Source organism: Oceanisphaera sp., from assembly GCF_052084945.1.
GTDB lineage: Bacteria > Pseudomonadota > Gammaproteobacteria > Enterobacterales > Aeromonadaceae > Oceanimonas.
In genome coordinates, this window is sequence record NZ_JBQDEX010000099.1 from 1 (window position 1) to 10,607 (window position 10,607).

Annotated in this window: 7 protein-coding genes; 6 read left to right on the forward strand and 1 reads right to left on the reverse strand. The window is 48.4% G+C overall.

From position 1 onward, the window contains the following. Positions 1-69: 69 nt before the first annotated feature. Positions 70-915, reverse strand: a complete 846-nt coding sequence (locus ACTHY5_RS09370) for a bifunctional allantoicase/(S)-ureidoglycine aminohydrolase (protein ID WP_441879002.1) — start codon at positions 913-915, stop codon at positions 70-72. A gap of 448 nt (positions 916-1,363) precedes the next feature. Between ACTHY5_RS09370 and ACTHY5_RS09375 the strand changes: the two genes are divergently transcribed. From ACTHY5_RS09375 to ACTHY5_RS09400, 6 genes are all read left to right on the forward strand, one after another. Beyond that, positions 1,364-2,233 (forward strand): LysR family transcriptional regulator, encoded by an 870-nt coding sequence (locus ACTHY5_RS09375; protein ID WP_441879004.1) that lies wholly within the window; start codon positions 1,364-1,366, stop codon positions 2,231-2,233. A 314-nt stretch (positions 2,234-2,547) separates the two neighbouring features. Next, positions 2,548-3,444: a WYL domain-containing protein gene (locus ACTHY5_RS09380; protein ID WP_441879006.1), complete on the forward strand. Its 897-nt coding sequence runs from the start codon at positions 2,548-2,550 to the stop codon at positions 3,442-3,444. Then, positions 3,441-4,928, forward strand: a complete 1,488-nt coding sequence (locus ACTHY5_RS09385; RefSeq protein ID WP_441879008.1) for a DUF3375 domain-containing protein — start codon at positions 3,441-3,443, stop codon at positions 4,926-4,928. Before ACTHY5_RS09380 ends, ACTHY5_RS09385 begins: the two co-directional genes overlap by 4 nt. A gap of 1 nt (position 4,929) precedes the next feature. Beyond that, a complete protein-coding gene (locus tag ACTHY5_RS09390; protein ID WP_441879010.1) occupies positions 4,930-5,535 on the forward strand; it encodes a DUF4194 domain-containing protein in 606 nt (201 codons plus the stop codon). Then, complete coding sequence (locus ACTHY5_RS09395; RefSeq protein ID WP_441879012.1) at positions 5,528-8,944, forward strand: ATP-binding protein; 3,417 nt, start codon at positions 5,528-5,530, stop codon at positions 8,942-8,944. The genes ACTHY5_RS09390 and ACTHY5_RS09395 overlap by 8 nt, the downstream gene beginning before the upstream one ends. Positions 8,945-8,948: 4 nt before the next feature. Beyond that, positions 8,949-10,136, forward strand: a complete 1,188-nt coding sequence (locus ACTHY5_RS09400) for a Wadjet anti-phage system protein JetD domain-containing protein (RefSeq protein ID WP_441879014.1) — start codon at positions 8,949-8,951, stop codon at positions 10,134-10,136. Positions 10,137-10,607: the final 471 nt, after the last annotated feature.

Here is a 10,607-nt window from a genome sequence, read left to right on the forward strand (position 1 = left end):
AAAAAGGGCAGCCCGTGGGCTGCCCTTGTTGTTTACTTGCTGCAACTCAAGGTTGCAACTTACTCTGGCTTAGCGGCCGCGGTAAGCAGGTGAAGAGTTCAACACCATGTGACGGTTAACGTCTTTGTATAGCAAGTAACGGAAGCGAGTTGGGCCAGACGCGTAGCAAGCTTGTGGGCAGAACGCGCGCAACCACATGTAGTCGCCAGCTTCAACTTCAACCCAGTCTTGGTTCAAGTGGTAAACTGCTTTACCTTCCAATACATACAGACCGTGTTCCATCACGTGAGTTTCGTCGAATGGAATAACGCCGCCTGGCTGGAAAGTCACGATGTTCACGTGCATGTCGTGACGCAGATCCGTAGGATCAGTGAAACGAGTAGTTGCCCATGCATCGTTGGTGTCTGGCATTGGCGTAGGCGCAATGTCATTTTCGTTAGTTACGAACGCTTCTGGTACATCAATACCATCAACAAATTCGTAAGCTTTACGCAACCAATGGAAACGTACAGGCTCGCCACTGTTATTGCGAACGCTCCAGTTAGCGCCGGCTGGCAAGTAAGCGTAACCGCCTAAGTCCATGTGGTGCTCTTTGCCTTCTAGGGTCAGCGTCATTTCACCTTCAACGATAAAGATAACGCCTTCGGCGCCTTTATCTAGCTCTGGCTTATCACTACCACCTTTAGGAGAAACTTCCATGATGTAGTGTGAGAAAGTTTCAGCAAAGCCACTTAGTGGACGTGCGATAACCCACAGACGAGTCTCATCCCAAAACGGCAAGAAGCTGGTAACGATGTCGCTCATGACACCTTTAGGAATAACAGCATAAGCTTCAGTAAATACAGCGCGATCGTGGATCAGCTGAGTTTGAGGCGGCAAACCGCCCTTAGGGGCATAATAGGTATTACGGGCCATGATTTCTGTCCTTTAATACGAGGGGTCGGCCAGTTGCCGACAAAAGCCACGCCGAACGGCATAGCTGTTTAAATGATAGTGTCTAATTTCAACCTCGTTATTGTATAACAAAGCACCTAGATTGATAAATTAAATAATTTAATGGAAACTAGTGGCTAAACCACTACCCGTGAAGTGTGAGGAGTAAAGAGGACGACCACCGCTAAGTTCAAAATACTTACCCCAAACTTATTTTTTGCCACGGAATACACGGAAGAACACGGAAAAATAGAGATTAGATCTGAAAGGGATCATTGCGAGGAACGCAGCGACGCGGCAATCCATTTAACAGACAGCGGTATGCTATACGCCAACCGCTATACCAACAAATAAACCGGCGGTGTCTTTAAGCTTGGTGCTGAGCGCTTATCGCTGCTCTGTGCCCTCTTCACTGCACTCAGAGATAGCCATGAACTTAAACGTGACGTTAGATCCCATCTTACTGCGCAGCTTTATTGCCGTAGCCGACACCGGCAGCTTTACCCGTGCTGGCGAAAGTACCCACCTCACCCAATCCACCGTGAGCCAGCAGGTGCGCAAGTTAGAAGCCCAGTTTGGCTGCGAGCTATTACACCGCAAAGGCCGCTACGTGACCCCCACTCTAGAAGGCGAGCGGGTATTAAACTATGCGCGTAGCATCTTACAAATGATGAACGAAGCGGTGGCACAAACTAGCGTGAGTGCTGAGCAACAAAAAATTTGCTTAGGCGTACCCGAAGACTTTGCCACCCACGCCATTATGCCCACCCTCGCTGCTTTTTCTAATGAATATCCGGGTATTCGCTTAGAAGTTAGAAGTGGTTTATGTAGTGATATTTGGCGGGAATTTCAGGGCGGCGATATGGATTTAGCTCTAGTAAAACAGCGCGAAAGTAGCGCTCCCGGCCTTGCCAGCTGGCCCGAGCCTTTATGTTGGATTGACAGCCTGCACAGCAATAACCTTAGCTGCGACCCTGTGCCATTAGTGACCTTTCCCATTGGCGGCTTATACCGCAGCGAAATGGCCCACACCTTTGACCGGCTCGGGCGCAGCTGGCGACTGGCCTATGTGAGCACCAGCTTGTCTGGCGTGTGCTGTGCGGTAGAGGCGGGCTTTGGCATCTCATTATTGCCAAGGCGGCTAGTGACGCCAGAGCACCGTATTTTAAACGAACAAGACGGCCTACCCGCCGTGCCCAATCTAGAGCTCACCCTACACGCCCAAGACAAGCTCTCTACCCACAGCAAAATGCTGGCCGAGCAGTTAATTAGCGCCTGTAATGAAATTTGTAAGCAGTAACACAAAGACTAAAGAGCATTCTTGCCACAGAATACACGGAAAAATCGTGATCTTAACAGCAGCGCCTAGGGCCCGGCACCAAGCGAAACAAAAAGCGGCGTTAGTCTCTTAGCTAGGCGCTCGGCGCTATAATTACTTGTCGCTTGTAAACTGCTTGCGTGTTCTTCAGTGGCAAAAATAGCCCTGGCTTAAACAGAGCATCCCTTTATTCAGATTGGTATCACATTAAAATATCAACCATAAGTCATCATAATGATTGTATCATTGAGGTGAAATCATTATGATTCGGCCATATTCATTATTGGCTGACGGCTATGTCTCAAGATTTTATGTCACAAACACTGGACCTTACTGCATACTCTCATGCCCAGCGTGAGCGGCTACGTTTTATCGACTGCTGTTTACATTATTTCGGGCAGGTGGCGCGGGCAGACTTACTACAGACCTTTCAAACCGGCCTAGCTTCGGGCACCCGAGACTTAGCTCTCTATCGAGAATTAGCCCCCAACAACCTAACGCTGCGCCACGATACCAAGCTGTATTACCGCACCGCGGCTTTTGCCCCATTGTTCAAACATGATCCTCAGCTGATACTCGACCAACTCAGTAAGCACGCTTGGCAAGGGCTCACCATGGGTCCGAGCCTTAGCGGTATTTGCTTAGATGCAGTACCCACTATTATGCCGGCCGAACAGCTATTAGCGCCGCTGCTGCTGGCCATTAGCCAACGCCAAGCCATTAGCTGTGATTATGTTTCTTTGTCTTCCGGTCAACAAAGCCGCGAGTTAGTGCCTCATACCTTAGTCAATAACGGTCGGCGCTGGCATATACGTGCCTTCGACCGACGCAGCCAAAGCTTTCGTGATTTCGTATTAACCCGCTTTACCCGTATTCAGCCGCTAGACCAAGCAGTCACTGACTGCGAGCAGCAGGCACAAGATGCCAGCTGGCATCATATTTTGCCGCTCACTTTAATGGCACACCCTAAATTGCCGCATCCAGAAGCCATCGCGCTCGATTATGGCATGCACCAGGGCCGGCTTAACCTAGAAGTACGAGAAGCCTTGCTCGGCTATGTTATGCAGCAATGGCTGGTCGATTGCTCAGCCGATTATCAGCTTAATCCGGCCCAATATCCGCTGGCTCTCGCGGATCACCAGCAGCTAGTTGCCATCACCAATAAAGCCCTGTTGCCTGGAGCCTGCTTATGAATACCGCCCTAAATTATGACCAGCTTGAGCAGTTTAAAGAGCACAGCTTGGCCTTGCGCTTATTGCGCTCTCAGCACTTCGCCTTGCTGGCCAGCTTTTTTCATCATGCTTTTATTGCCACCAACAGACGCAGTATTCCTTATTTAGAATTAGTGTCGATGCTAGAGCAGCACCTATTTAATATAACCGACAGTTACGGCGAAGAAAGATACCCCAAATCGGCACGGGCCTATATTGATGATTGGATTAATGCCAAAGGCGGCTACTTACGAAAATACCTGCCGCAGCAGGCCGATGAGCCAGAATGCGATTTATTGCCAGAAGTCGAAAAAGTACTGCGCTGGTTAGAAGAAATACAAGGTCGACAATTTGTGGGCACCGAATCACGACTCAAGATGCTGCTCGATTTGATTGGCGAGTTGGTGCAAGGCACCAGCGAAGACAGCGCAGCCAAGCTGCACACCCTGCAAGCACGTAAGGCAGAAATAGAGCAAGAGATCATTGCCGTCGAACTGGGTCAAGACAGCGGCTTTTCCGACACTCAGGTACGCGAGCGGTTGTTCTTGCTGGCCAATATGTCACGGCAATTACTGGGAGATTTTCGTCAAGTAGAAGCCAACTTTCGTAGCCTAGATAAAGACACCCGCAAAACCATTAGCCTGCGCGGTGGCCATAAAGGCGAGGTATTAGATCATATCTTTAGCCATCAAGATGTGATTGATGACTCTGACGAAGGTCAGTCCTTTAGCGCGTTTTTTGAATTACTGATGACGCCGCAGTTGCGCGACAGCATGCGCCACAATCTGCAACAGCTGCTTGACCAAGAGCAAGGTAAAGCATTAGTGCAACAAGACGCACTGTTGAGCCATCTTTACAGTTATCTATTAGAAGCCGGCGCCAAGGTACACGGCACTCGCCAGCAAATAACGGATCAACTACGCCGTTATATTCAGGAGCAATCTCAGGATAATCGACGCATTATCGAGCTAATTAATCAGTTTGAAGCCCTTGCTCATCAACGCCTTTCACCGCAAGAAAGCGGCCAGCCTACCATTGACCTTAAAGCTGAGCTAACCACGTTGGCGGGCACCCAAGCAGTCATTAATCCTATTTTTAGTCGTCAGCTGTATCAAGATAAAGGCAGTGAACACCTTAACTCGCAGCCAGAATTAGGCGACGCCACCGCTCAAGTTGACCTCACGCCCTTGTTAGCGATTAGCCATATTGATGAACTCCAGTTACAAAAAAACATTAGCCAATGCTTACTCGATAACGGCGGCCAAACCACACTAGAGCAAGTTATAACACGCTACCCGCTGCGCTATGGCCTAGATGAGCTGCTGACCTATATTAAGCTTGCTTGCGAGCAAATACTGCCCGCCCATATTGACGAGCAACAACAACAAACCATTCGCTGGCAGCCTGATCTGGAGCTGACTCGCACCATTCAAATACCTACCATCACCTTTATTCGGAGCCGCTGATATGTCAGACACCTTAACTAGCCATGCGCTTTCAGAACAAGCACAGCGCGACCAGTCAGCACTCTTGATAAAGCTGCTTAAAGGTCCGGTATATCGGGCTCGCCATCGGGATTTATGGGAGCAACTGCTGCGTGATCAACAGGCTATTCGTGATTATTTTCAACACCTTGGCTTAGGGCTAACGTTAGATGAAGCCGAAGGCTATGCCTTTATGGCACAGCTGCAGTTTGAAAATGACGATACCGAATTACCGCGCCTGATCTCCAGACGCAGCCTCACCTTGGCGCAAACCCTGTTATTAGTGGCGCTGCGTAAGCGACTAGCCGAACACGACGACCAAGAAAGTGCGCCACGGCTTATCGTTAGCCGCCAAGAAATATACCAATGGTTGCAGCCTTACAGCCCAGAGGTCAGCAACGAGCTAAAGCAACAGCGTGAATACGATGCCTTGATCAAAAAAGTTATCGAAATGGGGTTTCTTAGCAGCATTACCAATCACCCCGACGACTTTGAAGTTCAGCGCATCATCAAGGCCTTTGTTAATGCCGAACAGATTGCCGAATTTAGCCAATTGCTAACACCACAGCAGGAGCAAAAAGATGACTGATACCCAACTGACCCATGCCACCACTGATATTGGCATTGATGCGAATGCTGGCACCTTAAATGGCTTTCGGTTACAACAATTTGAAGTGCTGAATTGGGGTACTTTTGATCAAAAAATTTGGCAGCTTAACCTCGCTGGTAATAACAGCCTACTGACCGGTAACATTGGTAGTGGCAAATCCACCTTGGTAGACGGGCTAACCATCCTGCTGGTGCCACCACGCAAAGTGGCCTTTAATAAGGCGGCAGGAGCCGATGATAAAGAGCGCTCACTTGAATCTTACTTTCACGGTTATTACACCTCCCAACAAGATGACTATGGCAAGGCCAAGGCAGTGGGATTGCGCGGTGCAGATCATTACAGCGTATTGCTAGCGCAATTTCATTCCTCGGCATTAGCGCAAGACGTCACCTTAGCGCAAGTATTTTGGCTAAAGCCCGGCGAGCGTAAAGTTCGCCGACTGTTTGTAGTCGCCCCAATAAAGCTGGATTTAGCCAGCCATTTCACTCACTTTGGCAGCAAAATGGTCGACCTTCGAAAAAGTCTCCGCAAACAGACTGGCATTGAGATATTTGATAGCTTTGCACCTTACCAGCAGTGCTTTAGCAAACTGTTGGGCTTGGGTGCCGATGGTCGCGCACTAGAATTGTTCAACCAAACCATTTCCATGAAGTCGGTCGGCTCGGTGACTGATTTTGTGCGGCAAAATATGCTAACCGCCCCCGAGATAGAAAAACAGATTGTTGAGCTAGAAAGCAATTATGACGCCCTTAAACGCGTGCATGATGCAGTGGTGGCAGCACGACAAAAAGTGAGCTTACTTGAACCCGTGAGTCAGTTAGGTAATGACGCGCTAAGCGCTGCGCAAGAAAAAGAGCACTTCAATCACAGTCGCGATCTCAGCGAGATGTTTATGGCCAGCCTCGCCGTGCCCTTATATCAAAAACGGCTACAGCAAAAGCGCCAAGACCAAGATAAAGTTAACCTCAACTTACAACAGCTCACCGAACAGCTAAACCAGCACCTATTGCAAATTGAGCAGCTGAGCGAAGACATTTATAGCCAAGGTGGCGGTCGGTTACAGCAATTAACCACAGATATACAGCGCCTTGGCAAAGAACGCGATCAACGCCAAGGCAACGCCCATCGCTATCAACAACTGGTGCGTGCCTTAGGCTTGAATGAGCAACTAACAACCGACATCTTTGTGAGTAACTTAGCCCAAGCTAAAGAGCATGTTGAGCACATTAGTCAGCAACAAGCGCAGCAAGAACAACAAAGAGACACCCTCAAGCAAGACTTAAACCAACAACCGTCTGAGCAAGGTGCCATTAACGATGAACTCATCGCGTTAAAAAAGCGCCAGTCTAATATCCCCCTGCGTCAGCTTAAGATCCGCGAGCAACTTAGTGCCGCATTAAATGTGCCCGAAACCGAACTGCCCTTCGTTGGCGAGCTATTACAAATAAAGCCCCACGAACAGGCTTGGCAAGGTGCTATCGAACGGGTACTGCATAACTTTGCCCTTAGCCTGCTGGTGCCAGAGCACTTATATGTGTCGGTCAGCAACTTTATTGAGCAAACCAAACTAGGTTCCCGCTTGGTGTATCACAGAGTGAAGCCAGTGACCGATTATGTCCCCATTAAGCCAAATACCGGCCAATTGCCCGATAAAGTGGAGATCAAGCCCGATAGCCCCTTGTATGCATGGCTAGATAAAGAGCTGGCACAGCGCTTTAATTATCACTGTTGTGCTAATTTGGACGACTTTCGCCGTAGCAACAAAGGCCTCACCGCCCAAGGTCAGGTAAAGTCTGGCCCTTCTCGCCACGAAAAAGACGACCGTTATGCCATTAACGACCAAAGCCGTTATGTGCTGGGTTGGAGCAACAAGCAAAAAATACAGCTGTTAACCGCTCAATATCAGCAACTGCAACAAGCAATTACCTCGCTACATGCGCAACTAGCACAGCATCAAGAACAACGTAAACAGTTGGATGAAGCTCATCGCCAAGCCTTGAACCTAGCAGAATTTGATCTCGACTTTGAACAACTCAACTGGCCGCAATTAGCGACACACATAGAGCAGTTACAACAAGAGTATCAGCAGCTCGAACAATCCTCCGATCAGTTACAAGCACTGCAACACACCTTGCAAGCGGCCAAAGCAAGCCGTACCAAGCTACAAGAACTGCGAGATCAACGGCTCAACGAACAAGGTAAGTTAGACACTGAAATCGAGCATCTCAGTCAAGAGTTAGCAGCAAGTGAAGCTCAGTTGCAGGCCTTAGCCCAAACAACTCAAGATCTATACTTCCCAAGCCTTAGCGCGTTATTCCGCCAACACTGCGCCCACGAGAGTTTGCGTATAGAAATGCTTGCCAGCCAGGGCAGCTTATTACGCGGTAAATTAAACGATAAAATTCAGCATCTAGAAGAAAAGCGCGGTCGCAAAGAAAGCCAAATGATCAAGGCAATGGGCCAATTTGGCTACGCCTTCCCTAACGATGTCACCGAGTTAGACCAAAGCTTAGCAGCGTTAGCGGAATATCAAGCGCTATTAAGCCAGTTGCAGCAGGAAGATTTACCGCGCCACGAACAGCGCTTTAAAGATATGCTTAATCAAGACACTATTCGTGCCATGGCGCTATTTCGCAGCCAGCTCGACCGTCAAGAAGAAGACATAGCTGCGCGCATTCGCTTAATCAACCAGTCGCTACACGCACTGGATTATCAAGATGGCACTTATATAGAAGTGGATGGCGTGGCCTCACCGGATGTCGAGATCCGCGAATTTAAACAGCGGCTGAAGCAATGCGTAGAATACGCCACCGACGACAACTTATATTCAGAACAAAAGTTTGAACAGGTTAAAAGCTTAATTGAGCAAATGCGCAATGAGCCAAAATGGACCAAAAAAGTGGTAGATGTACGCTATTGGCAGCTATTTAACGTAATTGAACGTTATCGTGAAGATAATAGCGAAAAAGAATGTTATTCAGATTCCGGTGGTAAGTCTGGCGGCCAAAAAGAAAAACTCGCCTACTCTATTCTGGCTGCCGCCATCTTGCTGCAATACCGGCTAGTAGGCCAAGAAGGCCAGCAACAGCGCCGCCGCTTTAACCTAGTGGTGATTGACGAAGCCTTTGCCCGTGGCTCAAAAGACAGTACCCGTTTTGGCCTAGAATTATTTAAAAAACTAGGTCTGCAATTGTTGCTGGTTACGCCATTACAAAAGCTCGATATCATAGAGCACTATGTGCAGCATGTGCACTTTGTCGATCAACAGCAAAATATCTCTATCGTGCTGAATATGACGATCGCCGAATATCGCCAGCAGCTAGATCAGCATCACCAGCAACAGACGCAGTTACAGCCTTATCAGCAAATGATCCGGGAGATAAACTAGTTTTATGTTGGATGTTAAGGCCATTCGCAACAAGCTCACTAAACAGTGGCAGCGCTTAGGCTGGCACCGAGCTTGGCTAGAGGAAACGCTCGACTTTCCCTACCAAGTCAAGCTCTCTCGCCTCAGTGATAAGCAACTGTTACATGACTTTGCCTTATATCAACGCCAACTAGTGCAACTGCGCAATGATCTGGCAAGGGTAAAAGAGGTGACACTCATTGAACACGAATTTCAATTCTCGACCATGGGCCGCCAGCGTTTACCAGTAGCCATCGAATTTGCCAATATGGAGGCATTGGCGCGCTTTGTCGGGCAATTACAAAGTTGGCGCCACTTTGTTGGCGACTGCACGCTAATTAGCAACCGTTTCCCCGAACTTAGCCACTGGTTACCTCAAGCCGCCACCACTATAGGTAAATATGCCGGTTGCTGGCCGCAACTACTGGCGGTGTGTCGTTATTTAGTCAACCAACCCAGGCCGGGGCTTTATATACGCCAGCTCGATATACCAGGCGTAGACAGTAAGTTTATTGAAGCTCACAAGCCGATTCTAAAAGTGCTGCTCGACCAACTGCTGCCCGCCACGGCAATAGATGACAGCATTAACGGCTTAAGAGAGCACGGTTTTGAAAAACGCTACGGCCTTAATTACGAACAGCCTACCGTGAGTTTTCGGCTGCTCGATCGTGCACTTGCCGCTGAATTAGGCGGACTAGACGAGCTGAGTATTCCGCTAAGCACTTTTAGCAAACTGGATCTGTTACTCGACCGGGTATTTATTACCGAGAACAAAGTGAATGGCTTGGCCTTTCCACCCGTGCGTAACGCCTTAGTGATCTACGGCTTAGGCTATGGTGTGCAAATGCTACAAAACGTGCCTTGGCTGGCACGCTGTCGCATTCATTATTGGGGAGATATCGACAGCCATGGCTTTGCTATGCTCTCGCAGTTACGCGGCTACTTTCCACAAGCGCAATCTTTACTGATGGACAACAACACTCTAGCCCACTGCCGTCCGCTCTGGGGAGTGGAAACCAAACCCCATGGCGCAGCGCAATTACCGCATCTAAATGAACTTGAACAGACACTTTATCAGCAACTTAAAAACCACCATTGGCAAGCCAACTTACGCTTAGAACAAGAAAGAATCCCCTTCTCGTTACTACAAGCCGCTCTGGCTAACCTGCCTTGAAACTAGGACTATAATCCCATTAATGACCAAAAACAGGGAATATAGTCCTAATTTACGTCAAATACACTATGCACTGTTCTTTATCTCACCATTGCAGATCATGCCAGCAGTTTCTAGCACATATACATAATTGATAATCTAATTGGTAAGCCTGTTCAGCAAAATGTCACCGCCCATTTGGATTTGTAAGTCTGCGTCTAAAAAGCACAGCATTTTAAGGCTCGGTACTGACAACCTTAATAAGAGACTTACAACTGACTAGCCACTTCCCACATATTTCCGCATGGCAAACCACTTAGCTAAGCCCTAGAATATTGAAAAAAAACACCCTGGCGGTTTTGTGCCAGAACACCGACCAATACCGCTTCGCCCGTAGCAGATTTAGATGGAGCACTTGACGCTATTTGGTAGATACCTCTTATACCAATCGGATTAAGTAAGTGGTCAGCTTTATCTTCTGTAGATGCCGAA

Coding starts and splice junctions, on each gene's coding strand:
- ACTHY5_RS09395 (WP_441879012.1), top strand. CDS start 5,528: ATGACTGATACCCAACTGACCCATGCCACCACTGATATTGGCATTGAT.
- ACTHY5_RS09380 (WP_441879006.1), top strand. CDS start 2,548: ATGTCTCAAGATTTTATGTCACAAACACTGGACCTTACTGCATACTCT.
- ACTHY5_RS09370 (WP_441879002.1), bottom strand. CDS start 915: ATGGCCCGTAATACCTATTATGCCCCTAAGGGCGGTTTGCCGCCTCAA.
- ACTHY5_RS09390 (WP_441879010.1), top strand. CDS start 4,930: ATGTCAGACACCTTAACTAGCCATGCGCTTTCAGAACAAGCACAGCGC.
- ACTHY5_RS09385 (WP_441879008.1), top strand. CDS start 3,441: ATGAATACCGCCCTAAATTATGACCAGCTTGAGCAGTTTAAAGAGCAC.
- ACTHY5_RS09375 (WP_441879004.1), top strand. CDS start 1,364: ATGAACTTAAACGTGACGTTAGATCCCATCTTACTGCGCAGCTTTATT.
- ACTHY5_RS09400 (WP_441879014.1), top strand. CDS start 8,949: ATGTTGGATGTTAAGGCCATTCGCAACAAGCTCACTAAACAGTGGCAG.